This is a genomic window from Humibacter sp., from assembly GCF_035547335.1.
Taxonomy (GTDB): domain Bacteria; phylum Actinomycetota; class Actinomycetes; order Actinomycetales; family Microbacteriaceae; genus Humibacter.
The window spans coordinates 71,461-91,060 of record NZ_DASZVF010000009.1 but is presented as its reverse complement, the minus strand read 5'-3'; the positions used below and the strand labels follow the sequence as shown (position 1 = coordinate 91,060).

Annotated in this window: 18 protein-coding genes; 9 read left to right on the top strand and 9 right to left on the bottom strand. The window is 65.3% G+C overall.

Going from position 1 to position 19,600, the window contains the following annotated elements; translation table 11 throughout:
* Positions 1–144: 144 nt before the first annotated feature.
* From VHB92_RS02400 to dnaA, 8 genes are all read right to left on the bottom strand, one after another.
* The gene (locus VHB92_RS02400; RefSeq protein ID WP_325451005.1) at positions 145–558 is read right to left on the bottom strand and encodes a DUF3566 domain-containing protein; all 414 of its coding nucleotides are present in this window, start codon (positions 556–558) and stop codon (positions 145–147) included.
* Positions 551–3,112 (bottom strand): DNA gyrase subunit A, encoded by a 2,562-nt coding sequence (gene gyrA, locus VHB92_RS02395; protein WP_325451295.1) that lies wholly within the window; start codon positions 3,110–3,112, stop codon positions 551–553. Before gyrA ends, VHB92_RS02400 begins: the two co-directional genes overlap by 8 nt.
* 205 nt (positions 3,113–3,317) lie before the next feature.
* Positions 3,318–5,309 carry a DNA topoisomerase (ATP-hydrolyzing) subunit B gene (gyrB, locus tag VHB92_RS02390; RefSeq protein ID WP_325451003.1) on the bottom strand — a complete coding sequence of 664 codons (1,992 nt, stop codon included), beginning with the start codon at positions 5,307–5,309 and terminating at the stop codon, positions 3,318–3,320.
* A 125-nt stretch (positions 5,310–5,434) separates the two neighbouring features.
* A complete protein-coding gene (locus VHB92_RS02385; protein ID WP_325451002.1) occupies positions 5,435–5,920 on the bottom strand; it encodes a DUF721 domain-containing protein in 486 nt (161 codons plus the stop codon).
* On the bottom strand, positions 5,917–7,251 hold the full coding sequence (recF, locus tag VHB92_RS02380; protein WP_325451001.1) for a DNA replication/repair protein RecF: 1,335 nt from the start codon (positions 7,249–7,251) through the stop codon (positions 5,917–5,919). Before recF ends, VHB92_RS02385 begins: the two co-directional genes overlap by 4 nt.
* A 28-nt stretch (positions 7,252–7,279) precedes the next feature.
* A complete protein-coding gene (gene gnd, locus VHB92_RS02375; protein WP_325450999.1) occupies positions 7,280–8,167 on the bottom strand; it encodes a phosphogluconate dehydrogenase (NAD(+)-dependent, decarboxylating) in 888 nt (295 codons plus the stop codon).
* Positions 8,168–8,215: 48 nt separating this feature from the next.
* Positions 8,216–9,361 carry a DNA polymerase III subunit beta gene (gene dnaN, locus VHB92_RS02370; protein ID WP_325450997.1) on the bottom strand — a complete coding sequence of 382 codons (1,146 nt, stop codon included), beginning with the start codon at positions 9,359–9,361 and terminating at the stop codon, positions 8,216–8,218.
* A 407-nt stretch (positions 9,362–9,768) separates the two neighbouring features.
* Entirely contained in the window at positions 9,769–11,193 is a 1,425-nt protein-coding gene (dnaA, locus tag VHB92_RS02365) for a chromosomal replication initiator protein DnaA (protein WP_325450995.1), read from the bottom strand.
* Between the two features lie 469 nt (positions 11,194–11,662).
* Between dnaA and rpmH the strand changes: the two genes are divergently transcribed.
* From rpmH to VHB92_RS02320, 9 genes are all read left to right on the top strand, one after another.
* On the top strand, positions 11,663–11,800 hold the full coding sequence (rpmH, locus tag VHB92_RS02360) for a 50S ribosomal protein L34 (protein ID WP_026940492.1): 138 nt from the start codon (positions 11,663–11,665) through the stop codon (positions 11,798–11,800).
* A gap of 15 nt (positions 11,801–11,815) precedes the next feature.
* Complete coding sequence (gene rnpA, locus VHB92_RS02355) at positions 11,816–12,163, top strand: ribonuclease P protein component (protein ID WP_325450988.1); 348 nt, start codon at positions 11,816–11,818, stop codon at positions 12,161–12,163.
* Positions 12,163–12,462, top strand: coding sequence for a membrane protein insertion efficiency factor YidD (yidD, locus tag VHB92_RS02350; RefSeq protein ID WP_325450986.1), 300 nt, complete (start codon positions 12,163–12,165; stop codon positions 12,460–12,462). Before rnpA ends, yidD begins: the two co-directional genes overlap by 1 nt.
* An 11-nt stretch (positions 12,463–12,473) precedes the next feature.
* Positions 12,474–13,457, top strand: coding sequence for a membrane protein insertase YidC (gene yidC, locus VHB92_RS02345; RefSeq protein ID WP_325450984.1), 984 nt, complete (start codon positions 12,474–12,476; stop codon positions 13,455–13,457).
* A 5-nt stretch (positions 13,458–13,462) separates the two neighbouring features.
* Positions 13,463–14,032 (top strand): protein jag, encoded by a 570-nt coding sequence (locus VHB92_RS02340; protein ID WP_325450981.1) that lies wholly within the window; start codon positions 13,463–13,465, stop codon positions 14,030–14,032.
* Positions 14,033–14,045: 13 nt separating this feature from the next.
* Positions 14,046–14,678 carry a 16S rRNA (guanine(527)-N(7))-methyltransferase RsmG gene (gene rsmG / locus VHB92_RS02335; RefSeq protein ID WP_325450979.1) on the top strand — a complete coding sequence of 211 codons (633 nt, stop codon included), beginning with the start codon at positions 14,046–14,048 and terminating at the stop codon, positions 14,676–14,678.
* A gap of 139 nt (positions 14,679–14,817) precedes the next feature.
* Entirely contained in the window at positions 14,818–15,687 is an 870-nt protein-coding gene (locus tag VHB92_RS02330) for a ParA family protein (protein WP_325450976.1), read from the top strand.
* Between the two features lie 82 nt (positions 15,688–15,769).
* Positions 15,770–16,723, top strand: a complete 954-nt coding sequence (locus tag VHB92_RS02325) for a ParB/RepB/Spo0J family partition protein (protein WP_325450974.1) — start codon at positions 15,770–15,772, stop codon at positions 16,721–16,723.
* Between the two features lie 147 nt (positions 16,724–16,870).
* Positions 16,871–17,488, top strand: coding sequence for a pyridoxal 5'-phosphate synthase (locus VHB92_RS02320; RefSeq protein WP_325450972.1), 618 nt, complete (start codon positions 16,871–16,873; stop codon positions 17,486–17,488).
* A 1,124-nt stretch (positions 17,489–18,612) separates the two neighbouring features.
* Here VHB92_RS02320 and VHB92_RS02315 read toward each other — a convergent pair.
* Positions 18,613–19,584, bottom strand: a complete 972-nt coding sequence (locus VHB92_RS02315; protein WP_325450970.1) for a D-alanine--D-alanine ligase — start codon at positions 19,582–19,584, stop codon at positions 18,613–18,615.
* Between the last annotated feature and the right edge of the window lie 16 nt (positions 19,585–19,600).

Below are 19,600 nucleotides of genomic sequence, written 5' to 3'. Positions count from 1 at the left end.
CGACCACCGAAATGGCCGAATGACAGACTACCCGAGCGCCTTCGATCTTGCGAATCGGCGGCCGTCGGCAGCGGCGCCGGTATCGTCGATGTTCGGATGTCCGCGTCGGATCGACAGCGCAGCTCGCGCCGCGCTCTCGACCGGTCAGTTGTTGGTGAATCCGATCATGAGGCCGCCCGTGATCTTCACGCTCAGGTTGTAGAGCAGCGCGCAGACGGCGCCGAGCGCCGTCGTGACGACCAGGTTGAGGATGGCGACGACGATCGAGAAGCCCATCACTGTGCCCAGGCTCAGGATCGACTTGAGATCGCTGCCGCTCGTGCCCGAGATGTCCTTGAACAGGCTGTTCAGGTTGTCGAAGATCCCCGTCTGGTCCAGCACGATCCAGATCAGGAACGCGCCGACGATGGAGATGATCGCGAGGCACAGACCGATCAGAAAGGACAGCTTCACCGCCGACCAGAAGTCGATATAGACGAGGCGGAGCCTGACCTGCTTGGCCGGTCGTCCCTTGCGCGAAGAGGATTTCTGCGCCAATCGTTCCGCCACACTACTCATCTACGGTGTTGTCCTTTCCGGGCTGCTCGGCCTCCTCACCGGTCGCTTGTTCTTCCGGTTCGGCGTCGTGAGCGTCCAGATTCCGCTCGCTGTTGCGTGCGATGGAAATGATCTTGTCATCATCCGCGAAGCGTGCGAACACGACACCCATAGTGTCACGGCCCTTGGCCGGCACCTCGGCCACGGCAGAGCGTACCACCTTGCCGCTGGCAAGAACCACGAGGACCTCGTCATCCTCCTCGACGATCAGGGCACCTGCGAGGTCGCCTCGGTCGTCGCTCAGCTTCGCCACCTTGATGCCCAGGCCGCCGCGTCCCTGGCGCCGATACTGATCGACTGCGGTGCGCTTCGCGTAGCCGCCCTCGGTCACGACGAACACGTAACCCTCGTCGGGGGAAGCGGCCGTGTCCGTCTTCTCAGCACCCGGGGTCGCGATCACGGCAGCATCCAGCAGAGCGTCGTCATCACGGAAGTGCATGCCGATGACGCCGGAGGTCGACCGTCCCATCGGCCGCAGCGCCTCGTCGGTGGCCGTGAACCGCAACGACATGCCCTTGCGCGAGACGAGCAGGATGTCGGAGTCCTCTTCGACGAGCAGCGCGGAGATCAGTTCGTCTTCCTCGCGCAGCTTGATCGCGATGATCCCGCCCGTGCGGTTGGTGTCGTATTCCTTCAGCTCGGTCTTCTTGAGCAGTCCGTCTCGCGTCGCCAGCACCAGGTACTTGGCAGCGGAGTAATCGCGGATGTCGAGAATCTCGGCGATGTCCTCGTCCGGCTGCATCGCCAGCAGATTCGCGACGTGCTGGCCCTTGGCGTCGCGGCCGGCCTCGGGCACCTCGTACGCCTTCGCCCGGTACACCCGGCCCTTGGTCGTGAAGAACAGCAGCCAGTGGTGCGTGGTGGTCACGAAGAAGTGGTCGACGACATCCTCTCCGCGCAGCTGCGCTCCCTTGACGCCCTTGCCGCCGCGGTGCTGCGACCGGTAGTTGTCGCTGCGGGTGCGCTTGATGTACCCGCCGCGCGTGACGGTGACCACCATCTCCTCTTCGGGGATCAGGTCCTCGACGCTCATGTCGCCGTCGAAGCCGTAGAGGATGTTCGTGCGCCGCTCGTCCCCGTACTTGTCGGCGATCTCGCTGAGCTCCTCGGCCACGATCGACCGTTGCCGCGCCTCGTCGGCCAGGATCGCCTTGTAATCGGCGATCTCCGCCTCGAGCCTGGCCAGAGCATCGATGATCTTCTGTCGCTCGAGTGCAGCGAGGCGACGCAGCTGCATCGACAGGATCGCGTCGGCCTGCACCTGGTCGACGTCGAGCAGCTCGATCAGGCCGGCACGCGCCTCGTCGGCGCTGGGCGAACGGCGGATCAGCGCGATGACCTCGTCCAGCGCATCGAGCGCCTTCACCAGACCGCGCTGGATGTGGGCATCCTCTTCCGCCTTGCGCAGCCGGAACTGCGTTCGCCGAACGATCACGTCGATCTGGTGGTCGACCCAAGCGGTGATGAATCCGTCCAGAGGCAGGGTGCGCGGCACGCCGTCGACGATGGCGAGCATGTTCGCGCCGAAGTTCTCCTGCAGCTGCGTGTGCTTGTACAGGTTGTTCAGCACGACCTTCGGAACGGCATCCCGCTTGAGCACGATCACGAGCCGCTGACCGGTACGACCACTCGACTCGTCGCGGATGTCGGCGATACCCGCGATGCGCCCGTCCTTGACGAACTCGGCGATCTTGATCGCGAGGTTGTCGGGGTTCACCTGGTACGGCAGTTCGGTGACGACGAGGCACGTGCGCCCGTGGATCTCCTCGACGTTCACCACGGAGCGCATGGTGATCGATCCGCGACCGGTCCGGTACGCGTCATGGATGCCCTTGACCCCGAGAATCTGCGCGCCCGTCGGGAAGTCCGGGCCCTTGATGCGCTCGATCAGCGCGTCGAGCAGCTCCTCGCGCGAGGCATCCGGGTGCTCGAGCGCCCACAGCGCTCCTTGGGCCACCTCTCGCATGTTGTGCGGAGGGATGTTCGTGGCCATGCCGACCGCGATGCCGACCGAGCCGTTGACCAGCAGGTTGGGAAAGCGGCTGGGCAGGATGGACGGTTCGCGGGTGCGCCCGTCGTAGTTGTCCTGGAAGTCGACGGTGTCCTCGTCGATGTCCCGCACCATCTCGAGCGCGAGCGGGGCCATCTTCGTCTCGGTGTACCGCGGAGCTGCTGCGCCATCGTTGCCAGGCGACCCGAAGTTGCCCTGGCCGAGCGCGAGCGGGTAGCGCAGGCTCCACGGCTGGACGAGACGCACGAGCGTGTCGTAGATCGCGGAATCGCCGTGCGGGTGGAACTGACCCATCACGTCGCCGACCACGCGCGAGCACTTGGAGAACGCGCGGTCCGGACGGTACCCGCCGTCGTACATCGCGTAGATCACGCGCCGGTGCACGGGCTTCAGGCCGTCGCGCACCTCCGGCAACGCCCTGCCGACGATCACGCTCATCGCGTAGTCGAGGTAGCTGCGCTGCATCTCCAGCTGGAGGTCGACGGGCTCGATCTTGCCGTGCATGATGCCGTCGTCGCCGGCCGAATACGTGGCGACCTCGCCGGCGTCGATGTCGCCGGGTCCGAGGTCGTCGGTGCCGTCGGTCTCGTCTGCCATCTACTTCTCTTCTTCTCTTCGTGCTTCTCGTTGTCGAGCGGTAGTCGCCGCTCGACGCATCCGCGTCACGTCCGCCGTCACCGCTCAGGTCACGGCGCCGCCGCTTCGGCGATCAGATGTCGAGGAAGCGCACGTCCTTCGCGTTCTTCTGGATGAAATGCCGGCGGGATTCCACGTCCTCGCCCATGAGCGTGGCGAAGATCTCGTCGGCGGCCGCGGCATCCTCCATCGTGACCTGCAACAGCGTGCGGGTCTCGGGGTCCATGGTGGTCTCCCACAGCTCCTGGTAGCTCATCTCGCCGAGCCCCTTGTAGCGCTGGATGCCGTTGTCCTTCGGGATCCGCTTGCCCGCCGCGAGCCCGTCGGCCAGGAGCGCATCACGCTCACGGTCGGTGTAGACGAACTCGTGGGGCGCGTTCGACCACTTCAGCCGGTAGAGCGGCGGCTGCGCGAGGTAGACGTAGCCCATCTCGATCAGAGGACGCATGTAGCGGAACAGCAGCGTCAGCAGCAGCGTCGTGATGTGCTGGCCGTCGACATCCGCGTCGGCCATCAGCACGATCTTGTGGTACCTGGCCTTCGATCCGTCGAAGTCCTCGCCGATGCCGGTTCCGAACGCCGTGATCATGGCCTGGATCTCCGCGTTGGCGAGGGCGCGATCCAGTCGCGCCTTCTCGACGTTCAGGATCTTTCCGCGCAACGGCAGGATGGCCTGGGTCGCCGGATTGCGTCCCTGCTTCGCCGACCCGCCGGCTGAGTCGCCCTCGACGAGGAAGATCTCGCTCTCGGCCGGGTTGCGGCTGGAGCAGTCGGCCAGCTTGCCCGGCATCCCTCCACCTTCGAGCAGTCCCTTGCGACGAGCGGTGTCGCGGGCCTTGCGGGCCGCGAACCGGGCAGTGGCCGCCTGGATCGCCTTGCGGATGATCTCCCTGGCCTGCAACGGATTCCGGTCGAACCAATCCCCGAGCTGGTCTCCGACCACCTTCTGCACGAAGGCCTTCGCCTCGGTGTTGCCGAGCTTCGTCTTGGTCTGTCCCTCGAACTGCGGTTCGGCGAGCTTGACCGAGATGACCGCGGTCAGGCCCTCGCGCACGTCCTCGCCGGAGAGGTTGTCGTCGCGCTCCTTGAGGATGCCCTTCTCTCGCGCGTACTTGTTGACCAACGTCGTCAGCGCCGCCCGGAAACCCTCTTCGTGGGTTCCACCCTCGTGCGTGTTGATCGTGTTGGCGTACGTGTGCACGCTCTCGGTGTACGCGGTCGTCCACTGCATGGCGACCTCGAGCGCGATCTTGCGCTCGGTGTCTTCGGACTCGAACGAGATGATCTGGTCGTTGACCACCTCGGCACGCTTCGCCGAATTGAGGTACTCGACGTAATCCTCCAGACCGCGCTGGTAGAGGAAGGTGTCGTTGCGCTCCGGAACGACCTCGCCCTCGTCGTCGAGCGCCTCGCGCTCGCGCTTGTCCCACAGCGAGATGGTCAGGCCCTTGTTGAGGAAGGCGTACTGCTGGAACCTCGTGCGCAACGTCTCGTAGTCGAACTCGATCGACTCGAAGATGTCGCCGTTCGGCCAGAACGTGATCGTGGTTCCGGTCTCGTCGGTCGCCTCACCCCTGGTGAGCGGGCCGTCGGGCACTCCGTCGTGATACGTCTGCTTCCACGCGTGACCGTGCTGCTTGACCTCGACCTCGAGCCGGCTCGACAGCGCATTGACGACCGAGGATCCCACCCCGTGCAGACCACCGGAGACGGCGTACGCGCCACCGCCGAACTTTCCGCCGGCGTGCAGCACTGTGAGCACGAGCTCCACGGTGGAGATGCCCTCCGGCTGATGGATCTCCACCGGGATGCCGCGCGCGTTGTCGACGACGCGAACACCGCCATCCTTCGTCAGCGTGACCTCGATGCGGTCGCCGTGGCCGGCAAGGTATTCATCGACCGCGTTGTCCACGATCTCCGTGACGAGATGGTGAAGACCACGCGGACCGGTGGACCCGATGTACATGCCAGGGCGCTTGCGGACGGCCTCGAGGCCTTCGAGAACCTGAATCTGGCTTGCGCCGTAATCGTTGTCGGTTCCAGCCGTCTTCGGTTCTGTCGTCATTACGGTTGTGAGCTCCTGACCGCACGCATTTCGTGACTTCTCATTCTATCAAGGCCGCCCTTGCGATAGGGCGAGAAACGGCCTTCTGACGCGATGAAAGTACGAGGTTGACCAGATTTGCCCGCTCAGCCGTAGGTGTCGCGTGGACCGCGCCCTGGAACGGACCTGGGACCGCGTTTCCAGGTGGGAACGTCTGGCCCCTGAAACCGGATGCTTTCCACACCCGCGTCCGGGTAGCTGCGTTCCAGGTGCGCGAGCAGCTCTCCGCGCATCAGACGCAACTGCGTCGCCCAGCTCGTCGAGTCGCACCGCACGGTGAGCACGCCGCCTTCGATGCCGATCGGCTCAGAGTGCTTCGCCGTCTCCGCTCCGACCACATCCGACCACGCCGCGATCACCTCGGACTTCGCCAGTGGCGAGCTCCAGCCCAACTCCTCGGTGAGCGAGTCGATGACGCCGCCGAGCCCACGCGGTTCGCGTCCCGGCTCGAACGGCTGACTTCCTTCGCGTTCGGCAGGGCGAGCAGATCGGTTGCTCTTCCTCTGACCCCACGCCGGATCGGCGCCGAACAGCTGCTTGAGGTGACGGTAGAACTCGGCCGCCTCGCTCATGACGACGCTTCCTCCGCGTCGACGTCGGCTTGTGCACCGCGATCGGCGTCGGTGTCGGCTCCGACAGCGCGACCGGCATCGGCGGCGTGACCTGCACCGGCACCGGCAGGCACATCGGCAGAGAGATCGGCGCCGAGATCGGCGCCGTCGTTCTCCGCGTCGATCACCCTGCCCGCCTTGATGTGCACGGTGTGCGCCCGGAGCGCGTCCGGCACGTCATCGAGCACGGCCGACGTGACGAGAACCTGCTCGAACTCGTGAACCGAGGCGGCGAGGCGTGCCCTTCTGGCCTGATCGAGCTCCGCGAACACATCGTCGAGGATGAGCACGGGATCGCCCGTCGTCGAATGCTCGCGCAGAAGCTGAGCGGATGCCAGCCGCAGCGACAGCGCGAACGACCACGACTCCCCGTGGCTGGCGTATCCCTTCGCGGGGAGCCCGTTCAGCTGGAACAGCACGTCGTCGCGGTGCGGACCCACCAGCGTCACGCCTCGATCGAGCTCACGGGACCGCAGCGCCGTCACCGCAGCGGCGAACCGCGCCTGGGTGGAGCCCTGCGCCGAGCTGGACTCGGAGGCGGTCGACGAGGCGGTCGACCGCGAGCCGGGATCGTCGTCTTCATCCGGTGCCGCCCCGTCCACGGACAGCAACGGAACCAGACGCGGATCGTGATCGTCGCCCGCGACGGAGCGGTAGGCATCCCTGACGGGCTGACGAAGGTCGTCGATCAGCGCCGACCTCTCGTCGATGATCTCGGAGCCGAGCAAGACGAGCCGGTCGTCCCAGACATCCAACGTCGACAGCGCCGAGCCGCGCAGTCCGGATGCTCGTGCCGACTTCAGCAGCGTGTTCCGCTGGCGGAGCACTCGCTCGTAGTCGGCGAGCACGCCGGCCAGCCGCGGCGTGCGCTGGACGAGCACGGTGTCGAGCATCCGCCTGCGCACCGCCGGCTCACCGCGCACGAGAGCGAGATCCTCCGGCGCGAACAGAACCGTCGCGAGGTACCGCACCAGATCGCGCGGACGGGCAGGCCCGCGATTCACCATCGCCTTGTTCGCGGATCCGCGATTCAGCTGCAACTCCAGCAGCACCGCGCGGCCATCGTGCTCGAGACGCACCCGCACGGCGGCCGCCGCGGCATCCTGCCTGATCAGCGCCGTGTCGATGGGCGTGCGGTGCGAACCGCCAGTGGACAGGAAGACGAGGGACTCGACCAGGTTCGTCTTTCCCTGTCCGTTGCTGCCGACGAACAGGTTGGGTCCCGCCGCGAGCTGCACCTCGGCGGTCCCGTAATTGCGGAAGTCGGTCAGCGAGAGATGCGTCACCTTCATCGCCGGCCGCCTTCGGGTGCGCGTGCGATCAGTCGACGGCCTTCACGGCGTGGCCGCCGAACTGGTTCCGCAGTGCGGCGACGGCCTTCATGGCAGGCGAGTCCTCCTGCCGGGAGACGAACCGCGCGAAGATCGACGCACTGATGGTGGGCATCGGGACGGCGTTGTTCAGTCCCTCCTCCACCGTCCAGCGACCCTCGCCGGAATCCTGGACGTAGCCCTCGATGTGCTCGAACTCGGGGTCCTGCTCCAGCGCTCGCACCAGCAGGTCGAGCAGCCACGACCGCACGACCGTGCCACGCTGCCACGCTTTGAACGTCCCGGTGACGTCGTGGATGATGTCCTTGCGCGTGTCGAGCAGCTCGTATCCCTCGGCGTACGCCTGCATCAACGCGTACTCGATGCCGTTGTGCACCATCTTCGCGTAGTGCCCCGCGCCGACCTCGCCGACGTGCACGAATCCCTCGTCGCGAGGTCCCTCAGGGCGCAGTGCATCGAAGACGGGCATCACGCGCTCCACCTGGGCCGCGCTTCCGCCCACCATGAGGCCGTACCCGTTCTCGAGACCCCAGACACCGCCGGAGACGCCGGCATCCATGAAGTCGACACCCGTCTTCGACAGCAGTTCGGCGTGCTTGAAGTCCTCGGTGAACTTGGAGTTGCCGCCGTCGATGACGAGGTCACCCGCTTCGAGCAGCCCGGCCAGCTCGTTCACGACCGAATCGGTGATGGCGCCGGCCGGGACCATCGCCCACACCGTCCGCGGAGTCGGCAGCGCGGCGACGAGGTCGGCGAGCGACGCGACGTCGGAGACATCCGGGTTCGTGTCGTATCCCGTGACCTGGATGCCCTTCTTCTCGAGGCGGGCACGCATGTTGTTGCCCATCTTGCCGAGACCGATGAGACCGATGTGCATGATGAGTCCTTCCTCGAGTGAACAGAACCGGCGGCCGGGCGAACCCGGTCAGCGCAACAGCAGGTTCGGCTGCAGCAGGTAGCGGTAGCTGTCGCTTCCCGCCTGCTCCTTGCTGGTCTGGCTAGTGATCAGCACGGGACCGGGCTTGTTCGGATTGTCGGTCTTCGTGAACGAGATGCGCACGAATTCCGAGTGCACGGCACCGAGACCGTCGAGCAGGAACTGGGGTTTGAGCGAGACGACGGTGTCGTCACCGGTCAGGAGAGCATCCACGCTCTCGGATGCCTGCGCCTGCTCCGACCCGATCGCTTCGAGCGTGAGACCGTCGGCGTTGAACGTGAACCGGAGCGCCGCCTCGCGCTCCAGCACGAGCGACACGCGCCGGGTGGCCTCGATGAGGTCGGCCGTGTTGATCACGGCGTAGTTGTCGACGCTCTCCGGGAACAGCCGCTTGACCGGAGGGAAGTTGCCCTTGATCAGCAGCGAGGTCACGGTCTTCTTCTCCGCGGTGAACGCGATGAGCTCGCGATCGTCCTTGGCCACGAGCGTCACCGTGATCGTCCCGTTGTGACCGAAGGTCTTGCCGATCTCCTGCAGCGTGCGCGCGGGAACGAGCGCCGTCGACGGCTCGGACTGTCCGATCGTGCCGTCCCAGTCGATCTCCCGCACCGCGACCCGATACCTGTCGGTCGCCACGAGGCTCAGCCTGTTCTGCGCGATCTCCAGCTGCACGCCCGTGATGACGGGTGTCACGTCGTCTCTGGATGCCGCGACGCCGACCTGCGCGACGGCCTCCGAGAAGCCATCCGCCGGCACGACGCCTGCCTCGCCGGAGATCTGCGGGAGCGTCGGATATTCCTCGACCGGCATGGAAAGCAGCGTGAAGCTCGCTGTGCCGCAGGTCACGACGATGCGGTTGTCCTCGGTGGCAAAGGTGACGGGCGCGTTCGGGAGCTTCGAGGCGATCTCGGCGAGCAGGCGACCCGAGACCAGCACGGTTCCCGGTTCTTCGACATCCGCCGAGATCTCGGTCTGAGCCGAGACCTCGTAGTCGAACGACGACAGTGAGATGCCGGAGTCGGTCGTGGTGATGAGGACGCCGCTCAGTATGGGCAACGTGGTGCGCTGGGGCAGAAGTTTGACGGTGAACGATACGGCTTCGCTCAGCACATCGCGGTTGGCCTGAAACCTCAACGTCGTTCTCCCCTGTCATCGGATGCGGGTGACCGGTCCATGCTACTGCCCACATGGCGAGCCGCTCGGGAAAGAGTTCGCGCCGCTTCTCGACCCTTGAGGTTGTCGCATCGCCTGCTTAACAAGATTGTTCTTTTAATGGGCTTAACCGCTGTGGAAACTGTGGATAACTTCGCGAGTGCCGCTCGTCGAGCGGGAACTACAAGCGTGTGAGTTGTCGAAGGCATGTGGGCGACGCGGTGGTCACCAGGCAGCGGAGCGGCCCGGGAATGACAAGGATTTCACAAGCCAGACGTGATCACCCACATCGTCGAGGTTGTTATTCGTTAACTATCCCCAGAGTTATCCACAGTGTGAATATGCGCGGATGAGCACGGAGATCGACGGGTAGGCGTGGTCGTCGCTCGTCAGCGGTGCGTCTGCTTGATGCGCGCGGTCAGTTCCGTCACCTGGTTGTAGATCGAGCGCCGCTCCTTCATGAGCTCGCTGATCTTCTTGTTCGCGTACATGACCGTCGTGTGGTCGCGATTGCCGAACAGCTGGCCGATCTTCGGCAGCGACAGGTTCGTCAGTTCACGGCAGAGGTACATGGCGATCTGCCTGGCCGTGGCGATCGCTTGCGATCGGGACGATCCATAGAGGTCGTCGACGCTGAGCTTGAAGTAGTCGGCCGTCGCCGTGATGATGTCGGCCGGCGCGACCACATTGTCGTCATCCAGCGTGATGAGGTCCTTCAGCACCGTCTGCACGAGGGTCATGTCGACGGGGGTCTTGTTCAGGCTGGCGAACGCCGTGACCCTGATCAGCGTGCCCTCGAGCTCGCGGATGTTGCTGGACACCTTCGTCGCCATGAACTCGAGGATGTCGTCGGGTACGAGGATGCGCTCGCTCTGCGCCTTCTTGCGCAGGATCGCGATCCTGGTCTCGAGGTCGGGCGCCTGGACATCCGTGATCAGGCCCCACTCGAACCGCGTGAGCATGCGGTCCTCGAAGCCCGTCAGGTGCTTGGGCGGCAGGTCGCTCGTGATGACGACCTGCTTGTTGTGGTCGTGCAGCGTGTTGAACGTGTGGAAGAACGCCTCCTGCGTCTCCACTGCGCGCTGCAGGAACTGGATGTCGTCGATCAGCAGGATGTCGATGTTGCGGTACCTGGCCTGGAACGACGAGCCGCGGTTGTTGGCGATGGAGTTGATGAAGTCGTTCGTGAACTCTTCCGAACTCACATAACGCACGCGGATGCCCGGGTACAGACTCATGGCGTAGTGGCCGATGGCGTGCAGGAGGTGCGTCTTGCCCAGGCCGGAGTCGCCGTAGATGAAGAGCGGGTTGTACGCCTTCGCCGGAGCCTCGGCCACTGCGACGGCAGCAGCGTGCGCGAAGCGGTTCGACTGCCCGATGACGAAGTTGTCGAAGCTGTACTTCGGGTTGAGCCGGGTGTCGGTGCTGCGCGGTGCCGCACTGATCTCCGTGACGGGCGCCGACGGCTGCGTCACGGTGGTGGGCGTGTCGATGTAACTCGACTCCAGCCGCTCCGGTTCCAGCTGCGGGGAGTCGTGCGTGATGTTCGGGTTGACGACGATCGCGAAGTTCGACACGGCGAGCGTGTCGTCCAGGCGCCCGATCGAGTTGAGCAGCGGCACCCGGCAGCGCTGCTCGATCATGCCCCGCGTGAACTCGTTCGGCACCTCCAGGTAGAAGGTGCCCGCCATGATGCCCTTGGGCTCGACGAGACTGAGGAACCCGTACAGCTGCGGTGTGACCCGGTCATCGGTCTCGAGCGTCGACAGCACGGACCGCCATGCTGTCGTCAATGACGGATCGCCGTCAGCCATAGTTCCCCTAGATCACTCCCACGGACCACCGGCAACGGCCAGTCCGATCCACCCCGTTGTGAACCACTCGGCCGAAGCAGCAGGTCCGGCCGCTCTTATCCACACCGTTATCCCCAATGTCGTAACGGCATTCTGCGTGTCCGGCCGCGCCTTGGGCACAGGTCGATTCACAACCTGGGGATAACTTCGCATGTCACGCTAACGAATCGGGCCCGGACGCTCAAATCACCCACCGGCTCGGATCTTCACCGTTCTCGGCGTGCCTCTCCAGGCATAGTCGTCTCGCTGCGGATAATCAACGTTTCAGTTGGCCTCGGTTTGACCTGCGGAGGGCGAGCCCCTACCGTTAATGGGTTGACCGCACGCCGCGCGCGCGGCACATCTTCCTTCTCCGGGCGCCGTGGGCGAACGTGTCCCAGCAGGCCTGCCTCACGAAGAGAACCGACACATCGATCGAGAGACCTGTCTGATGAGCAAGAGAACGTTCCAGCCGAACAACCGCCGCCGCGCCAAGGTGCACGGTTTCCGTCTTCGGATGCGCACGCGTGCCGGCCGCGCCATCCTGGCGAACCGTCGTCGCAAGGGCCGCACCGAGCTCTCTGCGTAATAGCCGCCGGTCAAGGTGCTCGCCAGGGCGAACCGGATCCGGAGCGGGGCCGACTATCGTCTGACCGTTCGCAAGGGGGCGCGGGTGCACGCGCCGAACACGATCACGTACGTGCGCAAGGCGTCCGAAGGGATGCCGGTGCGCTTCGGCTTCATCGTCAGCAAAGCAGTGGGTGGCGCGGTCATCCGCAACACGGTGCGACGGCGACTCAAGGCGGTCTGCCGCGAGGAGCTTCCCCGGGTGGCGCCCGGCCACGAGATCGTGGTGAGGGCGCTGCCAGCGTCTGCGCAGGCATCCTGGATTACTCTGCAAAGTGAGATCCGCCGAGCCGTCGACAAAGTAGGCGCCCGATGCATGCTGTGATGACGACCATTCTCCTTCTTCCGAGAAATGTCGCTGTGCTGCTTCTGCGCGCCTATCGGGCGGTGATCTCACCGCTGTACGGCGATGTGTGCCGCTATTATCCGTCGTGCTCCGCCTACGCCCTTGGCGCTATCCAGGAGCACGGCGTCGTGGTCGGCACGGCTCTCGGTGTCGCCAGGATCGTCCGCTGCCACCCCTGGGCGGCAGGCGGAGTCGACGACGTTCCCCGCAAGAAGACCCCCCGCTATTCCCTCACCCCGTTCGGGTTCGTGGTGGTACGCGGCCACGCAAAAGGATGACCGACTAAGAGATGGACTTCATCTATACGATTCTCTGGCCGATCGAGTGGCTCGTACAGCTGCTGCTGATCGGCTGGCACATGCTGTGGACGACGATCGGGCTCGATCCGAACGCCGGCCTCACCTGGGTGCTCTCCATCGTCGGTCTGACCGCCGTGATCCGCGCGGCCCTGATCCCTATCTTCGTGCGTCAGATCCGCAACCAGCGGCGGATGCTCGAAGTGGCGCCGCAGCTGAAGAAGATCCAGGACAAGTACAAGGGCAAGAGGGATCAGCTCTCTCGCGAGGCGATGTCGCGCGAGACCATGGAGCTGTACAAGCGCACCGGCACCAACCCGCTGAGCTCGTGTCTGCCGCTGTTGCTGCAGATGCCGGTGTTCTTCAGCCTCTTCCACGTGCTCAACGACGCCCAGGGCGGGCACGACAGCGTCGGGCTGCTGAGCGGCGCCAACCTGCTGAAGTCGTTCCAGGACGCCACGCTTCTCGGCGCTCCCCTGAACGCGTCGTTCGGTTCGCAGTGGACGAAGATGGTCGCCGGCGAGCCGTACAGCCTGTCGGTGATGCTGATCGCGGCCGTCATGGTGATCCTGATGGTTGCGTCGCAGTTCACGACGCAGCTGCAGATCGTCTCGAAGAACATGTCGCCGGAGACGAAGGCCAGCCCTCAGTTCCGTCAGCAGCGCATCCTTCTGTACCTGCTCCCCTTCGTGTTCCTGTTCTCGGGTGTGGCGTTCCCGCTCGGCGTGATGTTCTACTGGCTCACGTCGAACCTCTGGACCATGGGCCAGCAGTGGCTCGTCATCAGGAACATGCCGACGCCAGGCAGCGACGCCGAGAAGGCGCGCGAAGCGCGGCTCGCGCGTAAGGGCAAACTGAAGGCCCCGGAGGGCGCGCCGATTCTCGTCGTCGACGAGATCCCGGCGAAGCCGATCACCACGCAGCGTCAGCAGCCCATGAGCAAGAACAGAGCCAAGAAGGCCGGCGGAAAGAAATAGTGAGCATGACAGACGAGACCACCGTTCACGACGGTGAGGAATCGCCCATCGACGCCGCCGCCGCGGATGACTCGAGTCGCACGGACCGGTCTGCGGTGGACGACGGAACGACGGATGCCGAGGGCCTGGATGCCCAGGGCGATGCGGCCGCCGACTACATCGAGGCACTTCTGGACATCTGTGATCTCGATGGCGACATCGACATCGACGTGCAGAACGGTCGGCCGTATGTCTCCGTTTCCGCCGAGGACCCGGAGGCGCTCCGCTTGCTGAGCAAGGCCGAGACCGTGAGTGCGCTCCAGGAGCTCGCCCGTCTCGCCGTACAGTCGAGCACCGGTTCGTTCTCGCGTCTGATCCTCGACATCGGCGGTTCCCGGGATGCCCGCAAGCGCGAACTGACCACGCTGGTGGACCGGGCGATCGACCGCATCGAAGAGGGCGCTGCGCAGGCGGCGCTGCCTCCGATGTCGTCGTACGAGCGCAAGATCGTGCACGACGTCGTGGCCGAGCGTGGCTTCGCGTCGCATTCGGTCGGCGAGGCGTCCGAGCGTCACACCGTCATCACGCGGGCGTAGTTTCACGTGAAACATGCACTCTGACGTCGAGTCCGAGCCCGCGTCTGCTTCATCGATCTTCGGCGCACGAATAGAGCTGGCCCGTGCGTTCACGGAAGTGCTCGGTCGCGAAGGCGAGGAGCGCGGCCTGATCGGACCGCTCGAGCCGCCACGGCTCTGGACCCGGCACGTGCTGAACTGCGCCCTGGTGGCGCCGTTGCTGAAAGCCGACGCGACGGTCGGTGATGTCGGCAGTGGGGCCGGGCTGCCGGGTCTGGTGCTGGCGATAGCGCGGCCGGATGTGCGGTTCGTCTTGATCGAGCCGATGGAACGGCGAGTGGCGTGGCTGCGTGAGCAGAGCGATTCACTGGGCCTGACGAACGTCGAGGTGATGCGCGCACGTGCAGAGGAGGTGCGGCTTCCGTCCCCTCTCGATCAGGTGACCGCCCGTGCAGTCAGCGCATTCCGCAAGCTGATCCCGCTGACCGCTCCCCTCGTTCGAGACGGCGGCGAGCTGGTGCTCATGAAGGGCGCCAATGCCGATGCCGAGATCGCCGCGGCCACGAAGGAGATCCGACGTTTCCACATCCACGACATCCGGGTGGATGTCCTCGGTGCTGGGGTCGTCGACGAAGTCACCAGGGTGATCCGGGCTACAGTGAGGTAGCTCCCCGATCGAGCTGCGGAACTCGTTTCGCGAAGGCTGACAGGCAGGACGCGACAGCGCTCACGACCGCAGCAGACCGCAGTGTGTCACGTGAAACATCCTGAAGAAGAAGCCACGAAAGGTACGCGCGTTAGTGGATATGTCGACTCCCCTCGCGAGCGAAGTCGCCGACCTCAGTCGCAGGCGACAAGCCATCGAGTCGACGACTCTTCCGCTGCCATCGCGAACCAGGATCTTCACGATCTCGAATCAGAAGGGTGGCGTCGGCAAGACCACCACCGTGGTCAACCTCGCCGCGGCGCTTGCGCGTTCGGGAGCCCGCGTGCTCGTGATCGATCTCGATCCCCAAGGGAACGCGTCCACCGCTCTCGGCGTCGAGCACCGTGAGGGAACGGCGAGCGTCTACGACGTCATAGTGAACGACATCGAGATGGCGGATGTCGTGCAGCTCTCCCCCGACCAGCCGGATCTGTTCTGCGTGCCGGCGACGATCGATCTCGCGGGTGCTGAGATTGAGCTGGTCTCGATGGTTGCTCGCGAGCAGCGGCTCGCGCGGGCTCTGAACACGTTCCTTGACGAGATCCCCGAGGGTATCGACTACGTGTTCATCGACTGCCCGCCGTCCTTGGGTCTCCTCACGATCAACGCGTTCGTAGCGGCGACCGAGGTTCTGATCCCGATCCAGTGCGAGTACTACGCGCTGGAGGGACTGAGCCAGTTGCTCAAGAACATCTCGATGATCGAGAAGCACCTGAACCCCAAGCTCCACGTGTCGACGATCTTGTTGACCATGTTCGATTCGCGCACGAATCTCGCGCACCAGGTTGCGGAGGAAGTGCGCGAGCACTTCCCCAAGCAGGTGCTGCAGTCCGTCATCCCGCGTTCCGTGCGTATCTCAGAGGCTCCGAGCTACGGGCAGAGCGTGATCAGCTACGACACCGGTTCCCCAGGGGCGCTGTCGTATCTCGAGGCCGCGGCCGAGATCGCCAGGCGCGGTGCGCCGCGCTGACGCAGCGTTCGCCACCAGACATCAGAAGCTCACACACCACCCACCGGGGCGGCGCCCCGCCAGAACGAGGAAGTACAGCAGGATGGCAGCGAAGCGCACAGGTTTGGGCCGCGGAATCGGCGCGCTGATCCCCACGGCGGATTCCGAGACGAAGCGACCGGTCGACGTGTTCTTCCACGACCGTGCCGCGTCCGCGGGTGGCGAGTCTGCGAACGACGGTCTGGTTGCGGTACCGGGAGCGCGACTTGCCAACCTCTCCCCCGACGACATCGTTCCCAATGCGCAGCAGCCCCGCACTGAGTTCGACCAGGAAGCGATGGACGAGCTCGTCGCGAGCATCCGTGAGGTGGGCGTTCTGCAGCCCGTCGTGGTGCGCCCAATCTCGGGTCTGCCGGGCAAGTACGAGCTCATCATGGGCGAGCGGCGCCTTCGTGCGACGAAGACCGTCGGCCTCCCCACCATCCCGGCCGTCGTGAAGGACACCGCGGATGAGAACATGCTCCGTGACGCGCTGCTGGAGAACCTGCACCGCTCGGAGTTGAACCCGCTGGAGGAGGCGTCCGCGTACCAGCAGCTGCTCGCGGACTTCGGGATCACGCAAGACGAGCTGGCGACGCGGATCGGTCGGTCACGGCCGCAGATCACGAACACGATCAGGCTGCTGAAGCTGCCGTCGCCCGTTCAGCAGCGGGTTGCGGCAGGCGTTCTCAGTGCTGGGCACGCCAGGGCCATCCTCGGCGCGGGCGACGAGGATGCCATGCAGCGCATCGCGGACAAGATCGTCAACGAGGATCTTTCGGTGCGCCAGGCCGAAGCGCTTGTCAGCGCGAAGCCGAAGGTGGTGAAGCCGCGCCCGGCTGCCGGTAAACGCCAGTCGCACCTCGACGAGATCGCCGAGCGTCTCGGCGACCGCCTGAACACCAGGGTGAAGGTCGCACTCGGCGCTCGCAAGGGTCAGATCACCATCGAGTTCGCCTCGGTGCAAGACCTCAATCGAATTCTCGACGAGATCGGCGAGGGTCCGTACGCCGGCTGACGCTCTTCGGGCGGCTCTCTGAGCCGGTTGTCAGTCGCACACTCCTTGGTGCGACGGGGATCGTGGACGGCTCGCGTCGTCAGCGACGAACCTGGCAGGATCGTCGTGATGACGACGTTACGTGATCGACTCCGAGCCACTCCGACCGTGACAGGGAGACCTCCCTTCTGGGATCCGTCGTCCTCGCCGTCGGACCCGCGCGAGCTGTTCATCGAGTGGTTGACCGCCGCGCTCGACGCCGGAGTGAGTGAACCGCTGGCCACCGTGCTGTCCACGATCGCCGCGGATGGTGCCCCGGACTCGCGCACCCTGCTGCTGAAGGACGTCACTGACGACTTCGGTCTGGCCTTCGCCACGGGAGCAGAATCGCTGAAGAGCGCGCAGTTGGATGTCGACCCGCGATGCGCACTCACGCTCTACTGGTCACCGCTGGCGCGGGCGGTGCGCATTCGAGGCATTGCAACGAGAGGGTCCCGGGAAGAGGCGTCCGCAGACTTCCTCGCGCGACACCCTGACGCGCGGGCGGTGGCGCTCGTGGGAAGGCAGAGCAGCGCGATGGCGGATGTCCGCCGGCACGCGGAACTGATCGATGAACAGCGCGGTCGCATCGAGGCAGACCCCGGCCTCGTCGCACCGAACTGGGCCACATGGCAGGTGAGTCCGACGCAGGTCGAGTTCTGGCAGGCCGCGCCGAGTCGCGACCATCTGCGGGTTCGGTATGAACGTCGTGGTGACACCTGGATGCACGAACGGATCTGGCCCTAACACTCGGAGTCGCGACCCCTGCCCAGCACCCACCGGGAGTTGGCCGAAGGGACAGTCCACCACCGTCCGAAACCCGATGGCCTCGCCGATGCCGCACGCTCGCCGATGGGTTCACCGCGACCGCGCGTCAGCCGACGGGACTCGGTCTCCGAGGAGGCTCGTTCATCGATGGGACCTCGCTCCCCGACGCACGCCACCGGATGCGCTCGCCTGAACGCACACCGGCCGAAGGACTTTACTGAACGCACACCGGCCGAAGGACTTCACTGAACGCGCCAAGCGATGGACTTGCAGGACGCACGTTCACAGACGGACTTGCGACCCCGGTCTAGCCGATGCACGCGATCGCCCTTCGCTCGGGGCGGTGGACTCGCCGAGTACGGGGTTGAGGCGAGAGCTCTCGGCGACACGACGTCGTTCGATCGAGCGTCCCCCGATCGACGTCGAAGTTGACGGTGAAGGCCCGCGTCTCACCAGATGTTTCACGTGAAACATCAGTGCGTCCGATTGGATGGAGTTCTCACCAAGCGCGTCCTTGTCGCGTACACCTGGGCGGTTCGACCGATGCCAGTGTTTCACGTGAAACATTGACGAAGGTGGTCGAGGCGGGATTGCCCTGAGGGTCTGCGCCGCGAGTCCGCCTCAACCGTCTAGGCCGACGCGCCAGGCCGGCGGGCGCGGGTTCGGCACGGTTCTGGGTCAGACCGCCCGTGACGCTTGCGGCCGAGTTGGCGTATGAAAAGTTGGCTCGCGCATGCGCCCGCACGGAATGCCTGGCCCCGCGTGGTTTCACGTGAAACATGCCCTAAGCGGTCGGTGACCAATTCCGGCTTCGCTCGCGTCCGGTGGGAAACCTCGGCCGCGGAGTGGAGATAGACACAGTCCGCGAGGGGATGAATCAGTCGCTGGAAAGGGATGAACCGGTCAACGTCACGCACGACGAGCCCAAGTCAGGGCTGAGCCAGCCCCATAAGCGATGAAGCAGACCCCAGGGATGAACGAGCCCCCTCGCGGTTGAACCAGCCCCTCGGGGTTCCATCAGCCCTCGTGAGGGATGAACGAGCCCACCGCAGGGACGAACGAGTCCCCGCTCCGATGAACGAGCGCTCGAAAGGAGAAACCTGTTACTCCACGAACGTTGCGGCGTCGCGGATGGCACGTTCCGCAAGCCCGGCATACACGGCTCCGAGATCGAAACCGGCGGCTTCGATGGCCAGCGGAACCAGGGACGTCTCGGTCAGGCCGGGCAGAACGTTCGCCTCGAGGAACCACGGCACGCCGTCGGGATCGACGATCAGGTCGACGCGAGAGAGGTGACGCAGACCCAGTGCCTCGTGCGCGGTGATGGCGGCCGCCGCTACCTTCTCTGTCGCCGCATCCGTCAGTCGGGCGGGAGTGTAGAAGCTGGTCTCCCCCGCGTTGTATCTGGCCTCGAAGCTGTACACGCCGTTGCGCGGCACGATTTCCACTGCGGGCAGAGCCACCGGTCCGGCTCCGGTATCGAGAACGGTCACCGCGACCTCGATGCCCGTCACACGTCGTTCGATCAGGGCGACGTCATTGTAGGTGTAGGCGTTCACGAGCGCGCGCGGCAGATCGGCGATGTCGTCGACGAACGTCACGCCTTGCGCCGATCCGCCTTCCGCCGGCTTCACCACGAGCGGTGCGGCCAGCACGTCCCCGAGTGCTTCGAGAACGCTGACGGCGCCGAGCTCGCGGAAGGTTTCGGTGGGCAGGGTCACGGACGATGGCGTCTGCACCCCTGCCCTCGAGACCACGGTCTTGGCGACGGGCTTCAGCCACGCGAGCCGCGCCGCTTCAGCATCCGCGCCGACGAACGGTACTCCGGCCGTCGTCAGAAGCGCACGGAGCGCGCCGTTCTCGCCGCTGGCGCCATGCAAGGCAGGCCACACGACATCCGGTTCCAGTTCTCGGATGGCCGCGAGCAGCATCGCGTCGGGCTCGTGCATGGTCACCCGGTGACCGTGCGCGGAGAGGCCATCTGCGACTCGCCGCCCGGAGCGCAGCGACACGTCGCGCTCGTGGGACAGTCCCCCGGCGAGGACGAGCACGTTCAATCGTTCGAAGTCGGTCATGGCGACCCTTCCCCGG

What these genes read in the sequence shown, in the direction of transcription:
- VHB92_RS02400 (WP_325451005.1), bottom strand. Translation starts at nt 558, where the DNA reads ATGAGTAGTGTGGCGGAACGATTGGCGCAGAAATCCTCTTCGCGCAAG.
- gyrA (WP_325451295.1), bottom strand. Translation starts at nt 3,112, where the DNA reads ATGCACGGCAAGATCGAGCCCGTCGACCTCCAGCTGGAGATGCAGCGC.
- gyrB (WP_325451003.1), bottom strand. Translation starts at nt 5,309, where the DNA reads ATGACGACAGAACCGAAGACGGCTGGAACCGACAACGATTACGGCGCA.
- VHB92_RS02385 (WP_325451002.1), bottom strand. Translation starts at nt 5,920, where the DNA reads ATGAGCGAGGCGGCCGAGTTCTACCGTCACCTCAAGCAGCTGTTCGGC.
- recF (WP_325451001.1), bottom strand. Translation starts at nt 7,251, where the DNA reads ATGAAGGTGACGCATCTCTCGCTGACCGACTTCCGCAATTACGGGACC.
- gnd (WP_325450999.1), bottom strand. Translation starts at nt 8,167, where the DNA reads ATGCACATCGGTCTCATCGGTCTCGGCAAGATGGGCAACAACATGCGT.
- dnaA (WP_325450995.1), bottom strand. Translation starts at nt 11,193, where the DNA reads ATGGCTGACGGCGATCCGTCATTGACGACAGCATGGCGGTCCGTGCTG.
- rpmH (WP_026940492.1), top strand. Translation starts at nt 11,663, where the DNA reads ATGAGCAAGAGAACGTTCCAGCCGAACAACCGCCGCCGCGCCAAGGTG.
- yidD (WP_325450986.1), top strand. Translation starts at nt 12,163, where the DNA reads ATGACGACCATTCTCCTTCTTCCGAGAAATGTCGCTGTGCTGCTTCTG.
- yidC (WP_325450984.1), top strand. Translation starts at nt 12,474, where the DNA reads ATGGACTTCATCTATACGATTCTCTGGCCGATCGAGTGGCTCGTACAG.
- VHB92_RS02340 (WP_325450981.1), top strand. Translation starts at nt 13,463, where the DNA reads ATGACAGACGAGACCACCGTTCACGACGGTGAGGAATCGCCCATCGAC.
- rsmG (WP_325450979.1), top strand. Translation starts at nt 14,046, where the DNA reads ATGCACTCTGACGTCGAGTCCGAGCCCGCGTCTGCTTCATCGATCTTC.
- VHB92_RS02330 (WP_325450976.1), top strand. Translation starts at nt 14,818, where the DNA reads ATGTCGACTCCCCTCGCGAGCGAAGTCGCCGACCTCAGTCGCAGGCGA.
- VHB92_RS02325 (WP_325450974.1), top strand. Translation starts at nt 15,770, where the DNA reads ATGGCAGCGAAGCGCACAGGTTTGGGCCGCGGAATCGGCGCGCTGATC.
- VHB92_RS02315 (WP_325450970.1), bottom strand. Translation starts at nt 19,584, where the DNA reads ATGACCGACTTCGAACGATTGAACGTGCTCGTCCTCGCCGGGGGACTG.